The organism is Ruegeria sp. AB10 (assembly GCF_056542745.1).
This window is the reverse complement of record NZ_JBQGAI010000001.1, coordinates 788,489-808,104: the sequence shown is the minus strand read 5'-3', so window position 1 is coordinate 808,104 and position 19,616 is coordinate 788,489. Positions and strand designations below refer to the sequence as shown.

At 60.2% G+C, this 19,616-nt stretch carries 18 protein-coding genes; 14 read left to right on the top strand and 4 right to left on the bottom strand.

Features of this window, described 5'->3' with window-relative positions:
- The first annotated feature begins 14 nt into the window (after positions 1-14).
- The 6 genes from ACR0NT_RS04060 (at position 15) to ACR0NT_RS04035 (ending at position 5,779) form a co-directional block, all read left to right on the top strand.
- Positions 15-614 carry a LysE/ArgO family amino acid transporter gene (locus ACR0NT_RS04060; protein WP_170670677.1) on the top strand — a complete coding sequence of 200 codons (600 nt, stop codon included), beginning with the start codon at positions 15-17 and terminating at the stop codon, positions 612-614.
- 40 nt (positions 615-654) lie between these two features.
- On the top strand, positions 655-1,563 hold the full coding sequence (locus tag ACR0NT_RS04055; RefSeq protein ID WP_170670679.1) for a DMT family transporter: 909 nt from the start codon (positions 655-657) through the stop codon (positions 1,561-1,563).
- Between the two features lie 89 nt (positions 1,564-1,652).
- Complete coding sequence (betI, locus tag ACR0NT_RS04050) at positions 1,653-2,225, top strand: choline-binding transcriptional repressor BetI (protein WP_170441058.1); 573 nt, start codon at positions 1,653-1,655, stop codon at positions 2,223-2,225.
- The gene (betC, locus tag ACR0NT_RS04045; protein ID WP_170670681.1) at positions 2,222-3,730 is read left to right on the top strand and encodes a choline-sulfatase; all 1,509 of its coding nucleotides are present in this window, start codon (positions 2,222-2,224) and stop codon (positions 3,728-3,730) included. The genes betI and betC overlap by 4 nt, the downstream gene beginning before the upstream one ends.
- A 73-nt stretch (positions 3,731-3,803) precedes the next feature.
- Positions 3,804-5,462, top strand: a complete 1,659-nt coding sequence (betA, locus tag ACR0NT_RS04040; protein ID WP_170670690.1) for a choline dehydrogenase — start codon at positions 3,804-3,806, stop codon at positions 5,460-5,462.
- Positions 5,463-5,539: 77 nt separating this feature from the next.
- Positions 5,540-5,779, top strand: coding sequence for an HP1242/YdcH family protein (locus ACR0NT_RS04035; protein WP_170441064.1), 240 nt, complete (start codon positions 5,540-5,542; stop codon positions 5,777-5,779).
- Positions 5,780-5,854: 75 nt separating this feature from the next.
- On the opposite strand, the gene ACR0NT_RS04030 is transcribed toward ACR0NT_RS04035, so the two are convergent.
- Together ACR0NT_RS04030 and ACR0NT_RS04025 are read right to left on the bottom strand one after the other, a co-directional pair.
- Positions 5,855-7,252, bottom strand: coding sequence for a helix-turn-helix transcriptional regulator (locus ACR0NT_RS04030; protein WP_170670693.1), 1,398 nt, complete (start codon positions 7,250-7,252; stop codon positions 5,855-5,857).
- Between the two features lie 65 nt (positions 7,253-7,317).
- The gene (locus tag ACR0NT_RS04025) at positions 7,318-8,523 is read right to left on the bottom strand and encodes a multidrug effflux MFS transporter (protein WP_170670695.1); all 1,206 of its coding nucleotides are present in this window, start codon (positions 8,521-8,523) and stop codon (positions 7,318-7,320) included.
- 183 nt (positions 8,524-8,706) lie between these two features.
- Here ACR0NT_RS04025 and ACR0NT_RS04020 point away from each other — a divergent pair, with 183 nt between their 5' ends.
- The 3 genes from ACR0NT_RS04020 to ACR0NT_RS04010 all read left to right on the top strand — a co-directional run bounded on the left by ACR0NT_RS04020 (position 8,707) and on the right by ACR0NT_RS04010 (position 11,309).
- On the top strand, positions 8,707-10,239 hold the full coding sequence (locus ACR0NT_RS04020) for an acyl-CoA carboxylase subunit beta (RefSeq protein WP_170441070.1): 1,533 nt from the start codon (positions 8,707-8,709) through the stop codon (positions 10,237-10,239).
- A gap of 97 nt (positions 10,240-10,336) precedes the next feature.
- Positions 10,337-10,822: a DUF6497 family protein gene (locus tag ACR0NT_RS04015; RefSeq protein ID WP_480442630.1), complete on the top strand. Its 486-nt coding sequence runs from the start codon at positions 10,337-10,339 to the stop codon at positions 10,820-10,822.
- 133 nt (positions 10,823-10,955) lie between these two features.
- Positions 10,956-11,309 (top strand): hypothetical protein, encoded by a 354-nt coding sequence (locus ACR0NT_RS04010; RefSeq protein ID WP_170441073.1) that lies wholly within the window; start codon positions 10,956-10,958, stop codon positions 11,307-11,309.
- Positions 11,310-11,396: 87 nt separating this feature from the next.
- Here ACR0NT_RS04010 and ACR0NT_RS04005 read toward each other — a convergent pair whose 3' ends face one another.
- Entirely contained in the window at positions 11,397-12,548 is a 1,152-nt protein-coding gene (locus ACR0NT_RS04005) for a DcaP family trimeric outer membrane transporter (RefSeq protein WP_170441075.1), read from the bottom strand.
- A gap of 650 nt (positions 12,549-13,198) precedes the next feature.
- Here ACR0NT_RS04005 and ACR0NT_RS04000 point away from each other — a divergent pair.
- Positions 13,199-13,402, top strand: coding sequence for a hypothetical protein (locus ACR0NT_RS04000; protein WP_170441077.1), 204 nt, complete (start codon positions 13,199-13,201; stop codon positions 13,400-13,402).
- 114 nt (positions 13,403-13,516) lie between these two features.
- Positions 13,517-15,562 carry an acetyl-CoA carboxylase biotin carboxylase subunit gene (locus ACR0NT_RS03995; protein ID WP_170670697.1) on the top strand — a complete coding sequence of 682 codons (2,046 nt, stop codon included), beginning with the start codon at positions 13,517-13,519 and terminating at the stop codon, positions 15,560-15,562.
- A 76-nt stretch (positions 15,563-15,638) separates the two neighbouring features.
- Here ACR0NT_RS03995 and ACR0NT_RS03990 read toward each other — a convergent pair whose 3' ends face one another.
- On the bottom strand, positions 15,639-16,085 hold the full coding sequence (locus ACR0NT_RS03990; RefSeq protein ID WP_170670699.1) for a DUF4174 domain-containing protein: 447 nt from the start codon (positions 16,083-16,085) through the stop codon (positions 15,639-15,641).
- Between the two features lie 168 nt (positions 16,086-16,253).
- Here ACR0NT_RS03990 and scpA point away from each other — a divergent pair, with 168 nt between their 5' ends.
- The 3 genes from scpA to ACR0NT_RS03975 all read left to right on the top strand — a co-directional run bounded on the left by scpA (position 16,254) and on the right by ACR0NT_RS03975 (position 19,576).
- A complete protein-coding gene (gene scpA / locus ACR0NT_RS03985; RefSeq protein WP_170670701.1) occupies positions 16,254-18,380 on the top strand; it encodes a methylmalonyl-CoA mutase in 2,127 nt (708 codons plus the stop codon).
- A gap of 105 nt (positions 18,381-18,485) precedes the next feature.
- A complete protein-coding gene (locus ACR0NT_RS03980; protein ID WP_170670703.1) occupies positions 18,486-19,088 on the top strand; it encodes a VOC family protein in 603 nt (200 codons plus the stop codon).
- On the top strand, positions 19,085-19,576 hold the full coding sequence (locus ACR0NT_RS03975) for a GNAT family N-acetyltransferase (RefSeq protein WP_170441088.1): 492 nt from the start codon (positions 19,085-19,087) through the stop codon (positions 19,574-19,576). The genes ACR0NT_RS03980 and ACR0NT_RS03975 overlap by 4 nt, the downstream gene beginning before the upstream one ends.
- The last annotated feature ends 40 nt before the right edge of the window (positions 19,577-19,616 follow it).

Below are 19,616 nucleotides of genomic sequence, written 5' to 3'. Positions count from 1 at the left end.
CCACAGGAGGTCACATGTCTACATCCCTGATTGCGGGCTTTGCACTGGGCTTCAGCCTGATCCTTGCCATCGGAGCACAGAACGCCTTTGTGCTGCGTCAGGGGCTGCGGCGTGAACATGTGCTGCCCTTGTGCCTGACCTGTGCGGTCTCGGATGCCCTCCTGATCGCCGCCGGTGTTGCAGGCTTCGGCGCGCTGGCCTCGGCAGCGCCCTGGTTCGAAACGGTCATGCGCTATGGCGGGGCGATCTTCCTGACATGGTACGGGCTGCGCAGCCTGCAATCGGCCTGGCGCGGAGGCGCGGTGATGGATGTGTCCGAGGGGCAGCGCGCCAGCTTGAAGTCGGTTCTGCTGACGGTTCTGGCCTTCACCTGGCTGAACCCGCATGTCTATCTGGATACGGTGGTGCTGATCGGGTCGATCTCGGCCCAGTATGACGACCGCCTGGCCTTTGCGCTGGGGGCGATGCTGTCCAGCTTTGTGTTCTTCTTTTCACTGGGGTACGGGGCAGGCATCTTGTCCCCTGTCTTTGCCAGACCACGGGCCTGGCAGGTTCTGGACGTGGTGATTGGCGTGGTCATGCTGGGGATCGCTTACAAACTTGTGGTTATGTGAAGGGTTGCCCCAACCGGGGTTTCGGTGTTCTACCGTTAACATGACAACTCTTGCGCCCACATATCGCCCGTTGGTGGGCATGTTCTGGATGTTCGCCGCCGGGGTGTCCTTTGTGGTCATGACCGCGCTGGTCAAGTCGCTGGGCTCGACGATGGACCCGATTCAGGCGGCGTTTTTTCGGTTTGTCTTTGGTCTGGTCTTTCTGTTGCCGGCCCTGAAACTCGTCCTGACAACGCACCTGACACGGCGGCATCTGACCCTGTTCGGAGTGCGCGGAATCGTACACGCCGTGGCGGTGATGCTGTGGTTTTTCTCGATGACGCAAATTCCCTTGGCCGAGGTTACGGCGATGAACTACATGACGCCCGTCTACGTTACCTTGGGTGCGGCGCTGTTTCTGGGTGAGAAGCTGGCCTTTCGCCGGATTGCCGCGATCTGTGTGGCGGTGATTGGTGTCATCATCATTTTGCGCCCCGGATTTCGCGAGGTTTCTGCAGGCCATCTGACGATGCTGGGCACGTCCCTGGCGCTTGGTGCGTCTTACCTGATTGCCAAAGCGCTTGTGCGGGACCTGCCGCCTTCGGTTGTCGTGGCGCATATGTCTATCTGGGTGACGATTGCCCTGATCCCCTTTGCGGTGGCCGTCTGGACGCCGCCCAGCCTGCGCGATCTGGGCGTTCTGTTTCTGGTCGCCAGCTTTGCCACCGCCGGTCACTATTTCATGACGATTGCGCTGAAAGCCGCGCCGGTGGCTGTGACGCAGCCGGTCACATTCCTGCAGCTGATCTGGGCCACATTGGTCGGCGCGCTGGTCTTTCATGAAAGCGTCGACATCTGGGTTGTCGCGGGTGGTACATTGATCCTGTCAGCGGTCAGCTTCATCGCCTGGCGCGAGGCGGTTCTGAACCGCAGCAACCTGACGACCCCCAGTATTGCGCCAAAGATTTAGCCCAATTCAGCACATGAAATTGGTTATTAATTGACGAGTCAATAAAAACCTCGTAGCGTTTTCCCATGTAACGTTGGGAGGGGACAGCTATGCCAAAACTCGGAATGGAGCCAATCCGTCGCGACGCGATCGTTCGTGCGACAATTGCCGAACTTGGATCGAAAAAGTCCCTTGATGTGACCGTCAGCCAAATCGCCAAGCGGGCCGGGATGTCCAGCGCGCTGGCGCATCACTATTTCGGCGGCAAGGATCAGATATTTCTGGCGGCCATGCGACGCATCCTGTCCGATTTTGGTGCCGAGGCGCGGGGCGAGCTGAAAACAGCCGCGCCGCAGGAGCGGGCGCAGGCTATCATCCGCGCCTGCTTTGCACCTTCGTGCTTTACACCTGACGTCATCGCCGCGTGGATGACGTTTTATGTTCTGGCCCAGACCAACGAAGACGCCCTGCGTCTGTGGCAGATCTATCAGTCGCGCCTTCGGTCCAACCTGATCGAAGCCCTGCGTCCCTTGATAAGCGACCCGGTCGAAGCGGCCGGGAATATGATCGCCCTGATCGATGGGCTGTATATCCACGCTGCGCTCAGCGCGCCGGAAGAACCCCAACTGGCCGTGAACCATGCGATGCGGGTTCTCAATATTCTGCTTGAGGCTGAAAAATGACAAAACCCAACATTCTGATCCTGATGGTGGATCAGCTCAACGGTACCCTCTTTCCCGACGGTCCCGCAGATTGGCTGCATGCTCCGAACCTGAAGAAACTGGCAAAGCGGTCTACGCGGTTTGCCAATGCCTACACGGCCTCGCCGTTATGCGCGCCGGGGCGGGCCAGTTTCATGTCCGGCCAGTTGCCCTCGCGCACCGGGGTCTATGACAACGCGGCCGAGTTCAACAGCGATATCCCCACCTATGCGCACCATCTGCGCCGTGCCGGGTACTACACCTGCCTGTCAGGCAAGATGCATTTTGTCGGCCCGGATCAGTTGCACGGGTTCGAGGATCGCCTGACCACCGACATCTATCCCGCCGATTTCGGCTGGACGCCCGACTACCGCAAGCCGGGTGAGCGCATCGATTGGTGGTATCACAACATGGGGTCGGTGACCGGCGCCGGCGTGGCCGAGATTTCCAACCAGATGGAATACGACGATGAGGTCGCCTACAACGCCAAGGCCAAGCTGTACGATCTGGCGCGTGGCAAGGATGACCGTCCGTGGTGCGTGACCGTCAGCTTTACCCACCCGCACGATCCCTATGTGGCCCGCAGGAAATACTGGGACCTCTACGAGGATTGTGAACACCTGCTGCCCGAGGTCTCTGACCTGGGCTATGACAATCAGGACCCGCATTCCAAGCGTATCTTCGACGCCAACGACTGGCGCAGCTTTGACATCTCCGAGGAAGATATCCGCCGGTCCCGCCGCGCGTATTTCGCCAACATCTCGTATTTGGACGACAAGATCGGTGAGATTCTCGAGGTTCTGGAAACCACGCGGCAAGAGGCGATCATCCTCTTTGTCTCGGACCATGGCGATATGCTGGGTGAACGCGGCCTGTGGTTCAAGATGAACTTCTACGAAGGTTCAGCCCGCGTGCCGCTGATGATCTCAGCGCCGGACATGCCTGCCGGACGGATCGACACGCCGGTTTCGACCATCGACGTCACACCGACTTTGGGCACGTTAGCGGGCGTAGATATGGCCGAGATTGCGTCATGGACTGATGGCGAAGACCTCGTGCCATTGGCACAAGGGACTGAGCGGACCGCGCCGGTAGCAATGGAATACGCAGCCGAGGCGTCCTATGCCCCGCTGGTCTCGCTGCGCTATGGTAAGTGGAAATACAACCGCTGCGCGCTGGACCCCGATCAGCTTTTTGATCTTGAGTCTGACCCGCAGGAGCAGGTCAACCTTGCCGAAGATCCCGCCCATGCCGGAACGCTGGAAACGCTGCGCGCGAAATCCGAGGCGCGCTGGGACCTGGATCAGTTCGACGCTGATGTGCGCGCCAGCCAGGCTCGCCGCTGGGTCGTGTACGAGGCGCTTCGGCAGGGTGGTTACTACCCGTGGGACTACCAGCCGCTGCAGAAAGCGTCCGAACGCTACATGCGCAACCACATGGACCTGAACACCGTCGAGGACAGCCAGCGTTTCCCACGCGGCGAATAACCTCTTCACCTTTTGAAAAATACTCCTGCCGAACGGTTCCAAACGCGGTTCGGCAGATTATGGAGACCTGAATATGGAAGCAGATTTCGTCATCGTTGGCGCAGGGTCCGCAGGCTGCGCGATGGCATATCGTCTGAGCAAGGCCGGGGCTTCGGTTCTGGTGATCGAACATGGCGGAACCGATGCCGGGCCGTTCATCCAGATGCCAGCCGCGCTGAGCTATCCGATGAACATGGCGCGCTATGACTGGGGCTATCAGTCCGAACCCGAGAAACATCTGAACAACCGCCGTCTGGCCTGTCCGCGTGGCAAGGTGATTGGTGGGTCGTCCTCGATCAACGGGATGGTTTATGTGCGTGGCCACGCGTGCGATTTTGACACGTGGTCCGACATGGGTGCGGATGGCTGGTCCTATGCGGATGTGCTGCCCTACTTCAAGCGCATGGAAACATGGCACGACGGCGGCCACGGCGGCGATCCCGAATGGCGGGGCAAGGATGGCCCGCTGCATGTTTCGCGCGGCCCGCGTGAGAACCCTCTGTTCCAGGCCTTTGTCGATGCGGGCCAGCAGGCGGGTTATGAGGTTACCGGCGATTATAACGGAGAGAAACAGGAGGGCTTTGGCCCGATGGAGCAGACCGTCTGGAAGGGACGGCGCTGGTCTGCGGCGAATGCCTATCTGAAACCTGCCCTCAAGGGGGGCAATTGCGAAGTCGTGCGTGGATTGGCGTCGCGCGTGGTCATGGAAAACGGCCGCGCGACCGGCGTTGAGCTGATCCGCGGCGGCAATAAGGACATCATCCGCGCCCGGCGCGAGGTGGTTCTGGCCGCGTCCTCGATCAACTCACCCAAGCTGCTGATGCTGTCGGGGATCGGTCCGGCGGCGCATCTGGCCGAACACGGGATCGAAGTTGTGGCCGACCGGCCCGGTGTGGGCGCGAACCTGCAGGACCATCTGGAGCTGTACATCCAGCAGGCCTCGCTGCAGCCGATCACGCTGTATAAGCACTGGAATCTGGTCAGCAAAGGCCTGATCGGGGCGCAGTGGCTGTTCACGAAAACCGGCCTCGGGGCGTCGAACCAGTTCGAAAGCGCGGCCTTCATCCGTTCGAATCCGGGGGTCGAGTACCCGGACATCCAGTACCACTTCCTGCCCATGGCTGTGCGTTACGATGGGCAGGCCGCGGCGGAAGGGCACGGGTTCCAGGCCCATGTGGGACCGATGCGTTCGCCCTCGCGCGGGGCGGTCACGCTGCGTTCGGACAAACCCGAGGACGCACCGGTGATCCGGTTCAACTACATGAGCCACGAAAAGGACTGGGAGGACTTCCGCAAGTGTATCCGCCTGACACGCGAAATATTCGGGCAGGACGCGTTCAAACCCTTTGCGGGCAAGGAAATCCAGCCGGGTGCGGATGTGCAAAGCGATGAAGAATTGAACGGCTTCATCGCTGAACATGCCGAAAGCGCCTATCACCCCTGTGGCACTTGCCGGATGGGCCGGGCGGACGACAAGAACGCGGTTGTTGACCCCGAAGGGCGTGTCATCGGTGTGGACGGGCTGCGGGTCGCCGATAGTTCGATCTTTCCGCAGATCACCAACGGCAACCTCAACGCGCCGTCGATCATGGTGGGTGAGAAGATGTCCGATCACTTGCTGGGCAAAGAGGCCTTGCCAAAGGCCAATGACCGCCCGTGGATTCACCCGGCATGGGCAACCGCGCAGCGGTGATTTGATCCGCGTCAAAGCGGGGTGTGCGAAATATCTATAGACCTGAATCGTAACAACATGTTTAGGAGCGAACAGGAATGTCCCACACCCCGCATGAACTGGCCGAAGAGTTTCCGGACAAAGTCGAACTGATGAGCCAGCTCAAGCAATCTGATGCGCATTTCGCCCGGCTGGCGGATGAATATCACGAGGTCAACCGCGTCGTACACCGCGCGGAAACCAATATCGAGCCGATGGAAGATCTGGCCGAAGGCGAGTTGCGCAAGAAGCGCGCTGTCCTGAAAGATGAGATCTGGTCGATCTTATCGAAGGCATAAGGCTTAAGGGCGGGGGCTCTGCCCCCGTCGCGGCAGGCCGCGACTCCCCCGAGGTATTTTCAGGCCAGGTGAAGATCAGGTGACTTCATAAGGCAGGGTGCCGCGGGTATGGGCGTCGATGGCTAGGCGACGTTCCAAAGGTGGAACTGACCGCTGGTGGCAGTTTTGCCGCTCGCAGATACGGCAGGAAATGCCGATGGGTTCGTAGGCGCTTGCGTTGTTGATATCGAGGTTGTCGGCATAGACCAACGCCTCGGCATGGCGGACCTCGCACCCAAGGGCGATGGCATAGCGGCGCACAGGCGCACCGAAGGAGCCGCCCGATTTCGATACATCCCGTGCCAGCGAGATATAGCGGACACCATCCGGTGTTTCCGCCAATTGCCGCAGGAAATGGCCGGGGGTTTCAAAGGCGCGGTGAACGTTCCACAGGGGGCAGGCGCCGCCGAACCGGGCGAATTGCAGGCGCGTGGCCGAGTGGCGTTTGGTGATGGTACCAGCCTGATCGACGCGTACGAAGAAAAACGGGATACCCTTGGCACCGGGACGTTGCAGGGTCGAAAGTCTGTGTGCCACCTGTTCGATCGACGCGCCAAACCGGTTGCTGAGCAGTTCCAGATCGTGGCGGTATTCCTGCGCGGCGCCCAAAAAAGCGTCATACGGCATCAGTGAGGCGCCCGCGAAATAGTTGGCCAGACCGATCTTGGCGATGGCGCGGGCCTCTTCGCTTTGGAACTTGGCGAAGTCCAGCGTCGCGTCGAGCAGCTTGTCCTGGCTGATCAGCGCCACCTGCAGCAGCAGTTGAAACACCTGTGTCTGCGGGGCCGTGCGCGACGAGAGTTTCAGCGTTTTGCTGTCGGCGTCGTATTTCCTGGTTTCGGGAATGTCGACGAACTGCACCCGAATGCCGCGCTCGCCCAGGCTGTTGATCGCCGCGGCGCGAATGCCGCCGGCCTCTTCGGCGCGGGGCGAGAAGCGCTCGGCAGCGCGGTCGACCGCGTCGATGTAATTGTCGCAGTAGTGGAAGAAATCCCGCACTTCCTCCCATGGGCTGGCCTGAATCTGCGCGTCTTCACGGCCCAGGGCCTCGTCCAGTGAGGCCAGTCGTTCGTGCGTTTGGCGGTACGTGCGGTGTAATGCAATGAACGCGCGGGCCAGCGCGGGGGCGTTCGAGGCCGTCAGGCGCAGGTCGGCCAGCGGTGGCATGTCGTCGAACACCGGGTCCGCCAGTGCCTCGCGCATGTCCGAGACTAGGCGTTCGCTGTCGCCAGTGCTCAGTTCGGTCACGTCCATGCCGAATTCCTGCGCCAACGCCAGAACAACCGTGGTCGAGATCGGCCGGTTGTTGTTCTCCATCTGGTTCAGGTAGGGCAGCGAAACCCCCAGTTTCGTGGCGAATTCCTTTTGCGTCAGGGTCAGGCGCGTGCGCATTTCGCGCAGTTTCGCACCGGCATAAAGCTTTTGGGTGGCCATGGTGTGCCTTTGCAACTTTTCTATTGTTGCAGGCTAACTTTGCAAACCATCCGGTGCAAGCCGTGTTACAGGCCCAATTGCCGTTCGCGCCGGATTACCGAAGCGATGGCGCAGATTGCCAAGGCTGATGTGGCCAGCATAAGCCATAGCAGTGGCATCGCGCCGGTTTCGCGGGTCAGTAAGGCTCCGGCAAGGGCGCTGAGGCCAGCGCCGCCGCCCAGCATGATTGCACCGCTCAGGCCCGAGGCGGTGGCGGCCAGATGAGGGCGTACGGACAACGCGCCTGAAGTGGCGTTGGGGATCGTCATGCCGTTGCCGATGCCCACGAAGGTCATGAAGCCGAAAAAGCTGAGCGCGGTGCCAAAGCCTGCCAGAAACAGAAGGGCCGAAAGGGCGACGCCGATTGCGTTCAGCCAGCAGCCCCAGAACACCATTCGGTTCACGCCAAACCGGACCGAATAACGCCCGCTGAAGAAATTGCCGAAAAAGTACCCAACGGCTGGCGCGCCGAAATAGATGCCGACCTGCGCCGCGCTGAGGCCAAAGAGTTCGGTGCCGATAAAGGGTGCACCGCCCAGATAGGCGAAGAAGGCTCCCGAGGACAATGCGGAGGACAGCGAATAGCCCCAGAACCGGGGTGAGCGCAGCAGTTCCGGGTATTCGCGGAATTGCTGTATCAGCGTCTTGCCGCTTTTTGCCGAGGTCTCGCCAAAGTCGACATAGGTCAGTGCCAGTGTCATCGCACCCAATGCGAAGGGCAGCCAGAAATTGGCTTTCCAGCCAAAGCTCTCTTCCAGCACGCCGCCTATGGCCGGGCCGATCATGGGGACAACTGCCATGCCCATCGTGACATAGCCGATCATCGAGGCCGCCCGATCCTGATCATACAGATCGCGCACCGCTGCTCGGCTGAGCACCATGCCCACGACCACGATGGCCTGACACATCCGAAAGGCCAGAAACACCTCGATGTTCGGAGCGTAGACACAACCCAGCGTGGCGATCAGGAACAGCGCCAGCCCCCACAGCATGACCGGTCGACGCCCGGCCTTGTCGGCAATCGGGCCGATCAGGATCTGCAGCACTGCATTGACCAGAAGGTACAGCGCAATCGACAACTGCATCACCTTATAGTCGGTCTGAAAATGCAGCGCCATGTTCGGCAGGCTGGGCAAGAACAAGTTCAGGCTGAGCGCGGACAGCCCAGAAAGTAAAACCAACGTGGATATCGTGGGGGGCGAGCGATGCGCCCGGGATGAACTGAACTGCATGGTTCACAGGTATAGTGACCGTTTCAGGGAATGCTATCCAAGACTGCGTCTCACTGTGAATCTTAGCAGATTTACAGTTTTCCATAAGTTTGTTGCGGTAAGTTTGCAAATTTGCCGAAAGATGCTTTGGACCTGAAGCGTATGCGTATAGTGTCGCGCGAAATCTCACAGGGAATGAGCGCCATGAAAGATATCCTTACCGAGCTTGAAGATCGCCGCAACGATGCCCGGCTGGGCGGTGGGCAAAAGCGTATCGACGCGCAGCACGGGCGTGGCAAGCTGACCGCGCGCGAGCGGATCGAGCTGCTGCTGGACGAAGGCAGCTTTGAAGAGTTCGACATGTTCGTCAGCCACCGTTGTACCGATTTCGGGATGGAAAAACAAAAGACTGCGGGCGATGGCGTGGTTACCGGCTGGGGTACGATCAATGGCCGGATGGTCTATGTGTTCAGTCAGGATTTCACCGTGTTTGGTGGTTCGCTGTCAGAAACCCATGCGCAGAAAATCTGCAAGATCATGGATATGGCGATCCAGAACGGCGCGCCGGTGATTGGAATCAACGACTCGGGCGGGGCGCGAATCCAGGAAGGTGTTGCCTCGTTGGCGGGGTATGCCGAAGTGTTCCAGCGCAACATCATGGCCTCGGGCGTGGTGCCGCAGATCAGTGTGATCATGGGGCCTTGTGCTGGTGGCGCTGTTTACAGCCCGGCGATGACCGACTTTATCTTCATGGTCAAAGACACGTCCTACATGTTCGTGACCGGCCCCGACGTTGTGAAAACCGTCACCAACGAGGTTGTCACCGCCGAGGAATTGGGCGGCGCCTCGACCCATACCAAGAAATCCTCGGTCGCGGATGGCGCGTTCGAAAACGATGTTGAGGCGATGGCCGAGGTGCGTCGCCTGGTCGATTTCCTGCCGCTCAACAACCGCGAGAAACCGCCTGTACGCCCGTTTTTTGATGAAACGGACCGGGTGGAGACTTCGCTGGATACATTGATCCCGGACAACCCGAACACGCCCTACGACATGAAGGAACTCATCACCAAAGTGGCGGATGAGGGCGACTTCTACGAAATTCAGGAAGACTACGCCAAGAACATCATCACCGGTTTCATCCGTCTGGAAGGGCAGACCGTGGGCGTTGTGGCCAACCAGCCGATGGTTCTGGCCGGGTGTCTGGACATCGACAGCTCGCGCAAGGCGGCGCGGTTCGTGCGTTTCTGTGACTGTTTCGAGATTCCGATCCTGACGTTGGTCGACGTGCCGGGCTTCCTGCCGGGAACTTCGCAGGAATATGGCGGCGTGATCAAGCATGGCGCAAAGCTGCTGTTCGCATATGGCGAAGCCACCGTTCCGAAAGTCACCGTGATCACCCGCAAGGCCTATGGCGGTGCATATGACGTTATGGCCTCCAAGCACCTGCGCGGCGATTTCAACTATGCGTGGCCAACCGCCGAGATTGCGGTGATGGGCGCCAAGGGCGCAACCGAGATCATCCACCGCGCCGACCTGGGCGATGCGGAAAAGATCGCGCAGCATACGCAGGATTACGAGGACCGGTTTGCCAACCCCTTTGTCGCCGCTGAACGTGGCTTCATCGACGAGGTGATCATGCCGCAATCCACTCGCCGCCGTGTGTCCCGCGCGTTTGCCAGCCTGCGTAACAAGCAGCTGAAAAACCCGTGGAAAAAGCACGACAATATCCCGCTGTAAGGGGTGTCTGAATGACCCGCCCGCCAGGGATTCCCCGGTCGGCGGATCATGGCGCAATTGCCGGATCGAAGTTTGACTTTGAGACTAAAGCTGATAGATGACTGACCGTATCAGAGATAGAAAAGCGCGGGCCACAAGCCATGCGCGCGCGACCCCGGAGAGAGGAGCCCGCGTCAATCGGGGCTGGGGTCGCGCCTTTATTCTGTTGCTTCTGGGATGGTCATCCGCCGCTGTTGCGCAAGCCGAAAACCTGTTGCCGGTTCCGTCGGGACAGCCCGTGCATTTAAGCGACGTGCTGCTGGACAACAACCCGGGCGAGCTGTGGGTCAGGTTCCGTTTTGTCGCGCCCAAGATCGGCTACACTGCTGGCCGCATCGGTTATGACGTCGCCTCGAACGACATGGAACACCTGTGCCAGACCCTCGCGGTTGCCTATGTGGTGCGTCACGAGCTTGATCCGGCGCGTGTCGTGATCTCGCTGTCTGACCGGCCTGTCGAGTTTGGACGATCGGCGCCTGACGCCACGCAGTTTTTTGAAGCCTATCGGCTGGAGCAATCCCAATGTATCTGGGAGGGGCTCTGACCATGAAACCCCGTTTTCACCACCTCAGAGCGTTTCTGAACACCAATGCGGCTTTGGAGGTGCGCGATATGATCCCGTCTGCTTTGAGGGGCGATTCTGTTTCCCCGATACCTGTGAACAGCGAGGTGCCGACATGCTGAAGCACCGCGGATTTCCCGGACGTCTTGCGGGGACGGATTTTCAGTTCACCATTCGCCGGGCCAACCCGAAGGGCGTCACGCCGATTACGCGGCGCGAGCGGTTCCGCGATCGCAAACCGGCCGACCGTCGTGCGGACGCCGCGTTCATGGAAGCGCTGTGGCAGAACTTTGGTGATCAGCCGTTCGAGCGTGGCAATCTGGATGCCGGCCGCCTGAGCTGGCTGTTCGAGCGCGAAGTCATCCCGGCCGAAGACCCGTTTGATCCGGCCAGCTATGACGCATTGCTGGTGATCGATGTGGATGCAGCGCGGGTGTCGTTCCCCGATATCTTCGACGGGGTGCGCTGAACCGTGCAGGCCGTTGTCGCACATATCAATCCGGGGAAAGCTTCGGAAAAAACCCTGCCCGGTCGCGGGCAGGGCGGTTCTGTGCGTTCAGAAATTAAGCTGCGCGGCGACCTGAACACGGTTGCCGTCAAAGGTCCGGCCCGTGGGTTCGTCATTCCGCTCACCATAGATGTACTCGGCGCTCAGCGTCAGGTTCTCGGTGGCCTGATAGAAGGCATTGACGTGGATCGTCTCCAACTCGGTAAAGGACAATGTGCCGGTCGAGGTGGGCAGGTCATAGTCTTCCTTGCCGTAGGCGATGCCGACATTCCACTTTTCCCCAAGGTCCTGCCGGAATTCGATGGTGTAGCCGTCCACGTCGTTGGCCCGACCGCCGACAACCGGATCACCAAGGCCGATCAGGTAGGGGCCAAGGGCCTCGCCGTTGACATAGTTGACCTGAAACAGCCCGCCTTGCCACGGGCGCACCGATCCGGACAGGGTAAAGCCGGTCTGATCCACCTCGACTCCGCCACCTTCGGCCTTGCCATAGAGGGCCGCCGCGCGGGCGATATAGGTGCCGTCATTGTATTCCGCCGAGGCGGTCAGCACCGGGTCATCCGAGTTCGACCCGCTGACGTTTTCTTCGACCGAAACGGCGAAGGACGTGTTGGCCCCGAAACTGTTGGAGTAGCGGACCTGCGGAACACGGGCGAAAGCGATGCCAACGGGGCCGTTGAATTCGACCGAGGTCGGATAGGTGTCCAGCGGCTGGAAGTTGGTCCAGTACTGGCCGATCAGCCAATTGTCTCCGATTCGGATATTGGCATGACGCAGTCGAAATTCGGCAGTGCCGTTCGACGCAAAAAGGTCAACTTCCAGTTGACCGCCGATGTCGCCAATAGCGCTGGGTGTGGTGGTCAGCAAACCGACGCGAGACTGTCGTACGGTGGCGCCGAAGGTACCGTCGGTGGCAGCCGAGGGTTCACCGATGACGTTCACGAAGGCGGTGTCGCCCTGGTCGAAATCGAAGTCGTAGAAGAAGTCGGCTTTGACATAGCCATAGACGTCCAGAGTGGTATTGCCGATTCTGAATTCCCCGGGTGTGGTACCTGGCCCTGTGGATTCCAGCGCCTCGATGCGGGCGCGCAGCGCATCCAGCTCTGCCTGGGTCTCGGCGTCCTGGGCAACGGCCAGCGTGCTGGTCACGCTCAACGCAGAGGCAACAAGCAGAGGTGCCTTTTTTCTCTTTATAATCATGCGGATGATTCCTTGTGTGCAGAAGTGCACGGGCAAGGTTTCACGCAAAATCCAGTGTGGGAAATCACGAGAACGGGACGAAACCGGCCCGATTTCTCAAGCAAAATTGTGCGAAAGCGTCGGAATTTTCACAGTATGGTGAACAGATCGGTTAACTATACGTCTGTGAACGGAGATTCGCAGCGACGGATTGTGTCCCGCCGTGATGATGCACGTGCAGAAATACCCCCCAATAGCGAGCGTTGTAACGTCAATGTGATTGTGCAGACGGATGGAAACGCGCGCCTGATGGGGCAGGGTGTCGGCGCAATTCTGCGCGAGAATTCGCCGTATGGGCGAATTCCAGCCGGAATCTCGCTTGGAAACAATACTTTGTTTGCGACCCTTATTGTGGCGTGCAATGTGAACGGGCCGTGCGGCTCTACTTTGCCTGCGCCGCACAAGCACCTACTATTCCGTACCCCTTCCTTCCGCGGGCAGGTTTGTGAAACTCACAATACCTCGCCCGCGTTTTTCTTTGAGCGATCGTTGCGCTTAAAGCGGCATAATTCTGCGCAAAATGCAGATTTGCGGGGCCTGTTATTGAATAACAGCCCCCGCATACGCCATCTGCGCCCCGACGCATCAAGAAACCAAAAGGGGCAGAGCGTATGCGAATCTCAAAATTCTTCCTTGTCGTGGCTACCTGCGCGGGCTTGGCCGCCTGTGGTGATTCCACTGGTGAACAGGCGCTGCTTGGCGGTGGTGCAGGGGCCGTGGGTGCGGCAGTCGTCAGTGCCGACCCGCTGCTTGGCGCTGTGGTTGGCGCAGCAGGCAACGTGCTTTACTGCAAGACGCAGGGGAACTGCTACTAACGTATACTACGGGGCGCCCGTCGCCCCGACCGCCATCGCGCAACACGCCGTCGTGGGGTTTAAGCCCCGCGGCGGCGTTTTGCGTTTCCAGAACACTAAGACAAAGGACGTTCCATGTTCAACAAGATTCTGATCGCCAACCGGGGCGAGATCGCCTGCCGGGTCATCAAGACCGCCCGCAAAATGGGTATCGGCACCGTTGCCATTTATTCGGATGCGGACAGAAACGCGTTGCACGTGTCGATGGCGGATGAGGCGGTGCACATCGGCCCGCCGCCTGCGAACCAGTCTTACATCGTGATCGACAAGGTGATGGATGCCATCCGTCAAAGCGGCGCGCAGGCGGTGCATCCGGGCTATGGTTTCCTGTCCGAAAACTCGAAATTCGCCGAGGCGCTTGAGGCCGAAGGCGTGGCGTTCGTCGGCCCCCCGGTTGGTGCGATTGAAAGCATGGGTGACAAGATCACCTCGAAGAAGATCGCACAGGATGCGGGCGTTTCGACGGTGCCCGGCTACATGGGGCTGATCGAAGACGCAGACGAGGCGGTCAAGATCAGTCAGCAGATCGGCTATCCCGTCATGATCAAGGCCAGCGCCGGCGGCGGCGGCAAAGGCATGCGGATCGCGTGGAACGACGAAGAAGCGCGCGAGGGCTTCCAGTCCTCGAAAAACGAGGCCGCGAATTCCTTTGGTGATGACCGGATCTTTATCGAGAAATTCGTGACCCAGCCGCGCCATATCGAAATTCAGGTTCTGTGCGACAGCCACGGCAATGGCATCTATCTGGGTGAGCGCGAATGCTCGATCCAGCGCCGCAATCAGAAGGTGGTGGAAGAGGCCCCGTCGCCGTTCCTTGACCCCGAGACCCGCAAGGCGATGGGCGAACAGGCAGTCGCCTTGGCCAAGGCGGTGAACTATGCCAGCGCCGGGACGGTCGAGTTCATCGTGGATGGAGAGAAGAACTTCTACTTCCTCGAAATGAACACCCGCCTGCAGGTGGAGCACCCTGTGACCGAGTTGATCACCGGCGTCGATCTGGTGGAACAGATGATCCGCGTCGCCGCTGGTGAAAAGCTGACCATCACCCAGGACGATGTGACATTGACCGGCTGGGCCATCGAAAACCGCCTATATGCTGAGGACCCGTATCGCGGCTTCCTGCCTTCGATTGGCCGCCTGACCCGCTATCGCCCGCCGCAGGAAACGGCGGCCGGCCCGATGCTGGTCAATGGCAAATGGCAAGGCGATGCGCCCGAAGGGCCTGCGGCCGTGCGCAATGATACCGGCGTCTACGAGGGCGGCGAGATCAGCATGTATTACGACCCGATGATCGCCAAGCTGTGCACCTGGGCCCCGACCCGTGAACAGGCGATCGAGGCGATGCGCGTGGCGCTGGACAGTTTCGAGGTCGAAGGCATCGGACATAACCTGCCCTTCCTGTCGGCAGTGATGGATCACCCCATTTTCATCAAGGGCGACATGACCACCGCCTTCATCGCCGAGGAATACCCGGACGGGTTCGAAGGTGTGGAATTGCCTGAGGGTGACCTGCGCCGCATCGCGGCCTCATGCGCGGCCATGCATCGAGTTGCCGAGATTCGCCGCACCCGCGTATCGGGTCGGATGGACAATCATGAACGCAAGGTTGGCACGGATTGGGTTGTGACCGTGCAGGGGCAGGAGTTCGCCGTTGCCATCGACGCGGACAAGGATGGTTCGACCGTGACCTTCGCGGATGGCACCACCTCGCGCATCGCGTCCGACTGGACACCGGGTGATCAACTGGCTGTTCTGGATGTCGATGGCAGCCCGCTTGTCCTGAAGGTTGGCAAGGTTTCGGGCGGGTTCCGCATCCGCAACCGTGGCGCGGATATCAAGGTGCATGTGCGCACTCCGCGTCAGGCCGAACTGGCCCGCATGATGCCCGAGAAACTGCCGCCCGATACTTCGAAAATGCTGCTTTGCCCGATGCCGGGTCTGATCGTGAAGGTCGACGTCGAAGTGGGTCAGGAAGTGCAGGAAGGGCAGGCGCTGTGCACCATCGAGGCGATGAAGATGGAAAACATCCTGCGCGCCGAGAAGAAGGGCAAGGTCGCCAAGATCAACGCAGGTGCGGGCGACAGCCTTGCCGTTGACGACGTGATCATCGAGTTCGAGTGATCATGGCTGCGCTTTTGTCATATATCCAGTGCTCTCCGGCGCATCGCGCCGGGGGGCGGGGATGTGCCGAAAGCCTTCAGCCGCCCTCGCGCCGTTCGCGGATCTCGCGTTGGCGCAGGGGGGTCTTGTCGATGGACCGGCCGATCTCGCGCACACTCCATGGCGACGGTTTGCGCAGTTTGACGACGCCGTCCTTGTCGACAAACACCATCTGGAACCCACGTGGCCGCAATTGCGACCGGATCGGTGATCGCGCCGCCGGATCGGTGTCGATCAATACAACCACGTCACGGTCGCGCATGGCTGCTTCGCCTTCGACCAGCATGTCGATCTGTTGCTGGAAACGCGGGTCGGCGGGCGTGTCGGCAAAGACAACGATGGGCCGGTTGACCCAGAGAAACTCGGTGAGTTCGCTGTCGCCTGCAGGGCGGACAAATTCGTCCTCTGCCGGTGCAGACCCGTCGGCGGCCATCGCTGCCAGCGGGAATAGTGCCGAGAAAACAAGGGCAAGCGTTCGTGTCATGGGGCCTCCTGTTGAATTGAATATAGCCCCTGTGCCCACGAATGCGACCGGTGAAATGCGCCAGACGTTCAAAATATCGCGTCTGATTGCGCCCGGATCGGCCGCCCGGAACATCACATCGCAGACGGGATGCCCTGTCGCGACCCGAATTGAGAAAAGGAAATCGCTATGACCGATACGAAAGGCTGGCAGGCGCTGGCCGAAAAAGAGCTGCGCGGTCGTCCGCTGGAAGACCTGACCCGTGAAACGCTGGAAGGCATCGACGTCAAACCGCTTTATACGCAGGACGATACCGCCGACCTGCCGCATATGGGCTCTCTGCCCGGGTTCGGACCGTTCACGCGCGGGGTGAAAGCGACGATGTATGCCGGGCGTCCCTGGACGATCCGCCAGTATGCGGGCTTTTCGACGGCTGAGGAATCGAACGCCTTTTACCGCCGCAATCTGGCTGCCGGTCAGCAAGGGGTTTCCGTGGCTTTCGATCTGGCCACGCACCGGGGCTATGACAGCGACCACCCGCGTGTTGTGGGCGATGTGGGCAAGGCCGGTGTGGCCATCGACAGTGTCGAGGATATGAAAATCCTGTTCGACGGTATCCCGCTGGACAAGGTCTCGGTCTCGATGACGATGAACGGCGCGGTGATCCCGATTCTGGCGAATTTCATAGTGGCGGGCGAAGAGCAGGGACATGACAAATCGGTGCTGTCCGGCACCATTCAGAATGACATTCTGAAAGAATTCATGGTGCGCAACACCTATATCTACCCGCCGGAACCATCGATGAAGATCATCTCGGACATCATCGAATACACGTCGAACGAGATGCCCAAGTTCAACTCGATCTCGATCTCGGGCTACCACATGCAAGAGGCCGGGGCGAATCTGGTGCAGGAGTTGGCATATACGCTGGCCGACGGCCGCGAATATGTCCGCGCCGCGACGCAGGCCGGGATGGACGTGGACAAGTTTGCCGGTCGCCTGTCGTTCTTCTTTGCCATCGGGATGAACTTCTTCATGGAGATCGCCAAACTGCGCGCCGCGCGCACGCTGTGGCACCGGGTGATGACGGATTTCGGGGCGAAATCCGAACGGTCGAAGATGCTGCGCACCCACTGCCAGACGTCCGGCGTGTCGCTGCAGGAGCAGGACCCCTATAACAACGTGATCCGCACCGCCTATGAGGCGATGAGCGCGGTTCTGGGCGGCACGCAAAGCCTGCACACCAACGCTCTGGACGAGGCGATTGCGCTGCCCACCGATTTCTCGGCCCGTATCGCGCGGAACACGCAGTTGGTGCTGCAGGAGGAAACCGGCGTGACCGATGTGGTCGATCCGCTGGCGGGATCCTACTATGTCGAGAGCCTGACCAGTGAGTTGATCGAAAAAGCCTGGGCCTTGATGGAAGAGGTCGAGGAGATGGGCGGTATGACCAAGGCCGTGGCCAGCGGAATGCCCAAGCTGCGGATTGAGGAAAGCGCTGCCCGCCGTCAGGCCATGATCGACCGGGGTGACGAGGTGATCGTCGGCGTCAACAAATACCGCAAGGAACAGGAAGACCCGATCGATATTCTGGACGTCGACAACGTCGCCGTGCGCGAGGCTCAGGTTGCGCGACTGGAACGTATCCGCGCCACTCGTGATGAGGCTGCATGCCAACAGGCGCTGGACGCCTTGACCAAAACCGCCCAAGAGGGCGGAAACCTGCTGGCTGCTGCGGTCGAGGCCGCCCGTGCCCGCGCATCCGTAGGAGAGATCAGCATGGCAATGGAAAAAGAGTTCGGCCGTCACCGCGCCGAGGTAAAGACACTGGCTGGTGTCTATGGTGCAGCCTATGAGGGCGATGAAGGGTTTGCCGCCATCCAGAAATCCATCGAAGAATTTGCCGAGGCCGAGGGTCGCCGCCCCCGACTGCTGGTCGTCAAGATGGGCCAGGATGGGCATGACCGGGGCGCCAAGGTGATCGCCACCGCCTTTGCCGATATCGGGTTTGACGTGGACGTTGGCCCTCTGTTCCAGACCCCGGCCGAGGCCGCTCAGGATGCGGTGGATAACGATGTGCACGTGATCGGAATCTCGTCGCAGGCAGCGGGGCACAAGACGCTGGCACCGCAGCTTGTCGAGGAGCTCAAGAAGGCCGGGGCCGAGGATATTATCGTGATCTGTGGTGGGGTGATCCCGCAGCAGGATTACCAGTTCCTCTATGATCACGGCGTCAAGGCAATCTTTGGACCGGGCACCAATATCCCCGAGGCCGCGCAGGATATTCTGCGTCTGATCGGCAAAGCCAAGGGCTGAGCCTGCGGCGATTTTTCGTCGAAAAATCTTGTGATCCAGCGCCTTTGACGGAAACATGCGGCCAGGCCCCTTACGGGTCTGGTCGCAATTCGTAGGAGGCTGAGCATGTTACTGGATCATCTGGCCGTCGCGGGCGAAACGCTCGAGGACGCCTCGGCCCATGTTGAGCAAGCCCTGGGTGTGTCACTGCAGGATGGCGGCAAACACGACGTCTTTGGCACCCATAACCGTCTGCTGGGCCTGCGGGACGGTTTGTATCTGGAGGCCATCGCAATTGATCCTCAGGCCCCGAGGGTGGAGCGCACAAGGTGGTTTGATCTGGATCGCTTCGCTGGCGCGCCGCGCCTGACCAACTGGATTTGCCGGGTTCCGGATATCGAGGCCTCGTTGGCCATGTTCCCCGATGGCGTGGGCCACCCTATCGACCTGACCCGCGGCGCATTGCGGTGGCAAATGGCGGTGCCGCCCAACGGGCGGCTGCCATTCGACAACCTGTTTCCCGCCCTTATCCAATGGCACGGCGATCTGCATCCGGCGCAAATGTTGCAGGATAGCGGGTGCCGCCTGCGGCGTCTTGTGGTTTTCCACCCCGATGCTTTGGATCTGGCCCGGCTGCTGGGCGATTTGGAAACCGTAGTGTTTGACACCGGGCCAGCCGCACTGCGGGCCGAGTTCGAAACACCGCATGGCCCGCGTGTGTTGGAATGATCGTAAGGCGGGCGCGGGCTTCAGACGCCGCTTCAATCGCTGAAATCACCAACGCGATCATTCGCGATACGCTGGTGACCTTCACCACCGATGAACGCAGCGTGGATGCCATTGCTACGGACATTGAAATCCGCGATCCTGCCTATCTGGTGGCCGAAAGGGATGGTCAGGTTCAGGGCTTTGCCACTTACGCCCCATTTCGCAACGGTCCGGGCTATGCCCATTGCCGCGAGCATACCATCCAACTGGCCCCAGAGGCGCGCGGGCAGGGCGCCGGGCGGGCCTTGATGTCCGCGCTTGAAGGCGTGGCGCGGGCAGAGGGCGTGCATGTACTGGTCGCCGGTATTTCCTCGGCCAATCCGGGGGCGGTCGCATTTCACGCTGCGCTTGGGTACACGCAGGTCGGGGTCATGCCAGAGGTCGGGTTCAAATGGGGCAAGCGGCTGGATCTTGTGCTGATGCAGAAAATTCTTGCGTCTGACGAATAGGTTGCACCTGACAGTTTCGATTTGGGGCGCTAGGGTGCGC

Excerpts from the sequence above, each read along its gene's own strand:
- ACR0NT_RS04000 (WP_170441077.1), top strand. The coding sequence starts at position 13,199 with ATGCGAATCTCAAAATTCTTCCTTGTCGTGGCTACCTGCGCGGGCTTG.
- ACR0NT_RS04035 (WP_170441064.1), top strand. The coding sequence starts at position 5,540 with ATGTCCCACACCCCGCATGAACTGGCCGAAGAGTTTCCGGACAAAGTC.
- ACR0NT_RS03990 (WP_170670699.1), bottom strand. The coding sequence starts at position 16,085 with ATGACACGAACGCTTGCCCTTGTTTTCTCGGCACTATTCCCGCTGGCA.
- ACR0NT_RS04005 (WP_170441075.1), bottom strand. The coding sequence starts at position 12,548 with ATGATTATAAAGAGAAAAAAGGCACCTCTGCTTGTTGCCTCTGCGTTG.
- ACR0NT_RS03980 (WP_170670703.1), top strand. The coding sequence starts at position 18,486 with ATGTTACTGGATCATCTGGCCGTCGCGGGCGAAACGCTCGAGGACGCC.
- ACR0NT_RS04030 (WP_170670693.1), bottom strand. The coding sequence starts at position 7,252 with ATGGCCACCCAAAAGCTTTATGCCGGTGCGAAACTGCGCGAAATGCGC.
- ACR0NT_RS03995 (WP_170670697.1), top strand. The coding sequence starts at position 13,517 with ATGTTCAACAAGATTCTGATCGCCAACCGGGGCGAGATCGCCTGCCGG.
- betC (WP_170670681.1), top strand. The coding sequence starts at position 2,222 with ATGACAAAACCCAACATTCTGATCCTGATGGTGGATCAGCTCAACGGT.
- ACR0NT_RS04015 (WP_480442630.1), top strand. The coding sequence starts at position 10,337 with ATGACTGACCGTATCAGAGATAGAAAAGCGCGGGCCACAAGCCATGCG.
- ACR0NT_RS04020 (WP_170441070.1), top strand. The coding sequence starts at position 8,707 with ATGAAAGATATCCTTACCGAGCTTGAAGATCGCCGCAACGATGCCCGG.
- ACR0NT_RS04025 (WP_170670695.1), bottom strand. The coding sequence starts at position 8,523 with ATGCAGTTCAGTTCATCCCGGGCGCATCGCTCGCCCCCCACGATATCC.
- scpA (WP_170670701.1), top strand. The coding sequence starts at position 16,254 with ATGACCGATACGAAAGGCTGGCAGGCGCTGGCCGAAAAAGAGCTGCGC.
- betI (WP_170441058.1), top strand. The coding sequence starts at position 1,653 with ATGCCAAAACTCGGAATGGAGCCAATCCGTCGCGACGCGATCGTTCGT.
- ACR0NT_RS04060 (WP_170670677.1), top strand. The coding sequence starts at position 15 with ATGTCTACATCCCTGATTGCGGGCTTTGCACTGGGCTTCAGCCTGATC.
- ACR0NT_RS04055 (WP_170670679.1), top strand. The coding sequence starts at position 655 with ATGACAACTCTTGCGCCCACATATCGCCCGTTGGTGGGCATGTTCTGG.
- ACR0NT_RS03975 (WP_170441088.1), top strand. The coding sequence starts at position 19,085 with ATGATCGTAAGGCGGGCGCGGGCTTCAGACGCCGCTTCAATCGCTGAA.
- betA (WP_170670690.1), top strand. The coding sequence starts at position 3,804 with ATGGAAGCAGATTTCGTCATCGTTGGCGCAGGGTCCGCAGGCTGCGCG.
- ACR0NT_RS04010 (WP_170441073.1), top strand. The coding sequence starts at position 10,956 with ATGCTGAAGCACCGCGGATTTCCCGGACGTCTTGCGGGGACGGATTTT.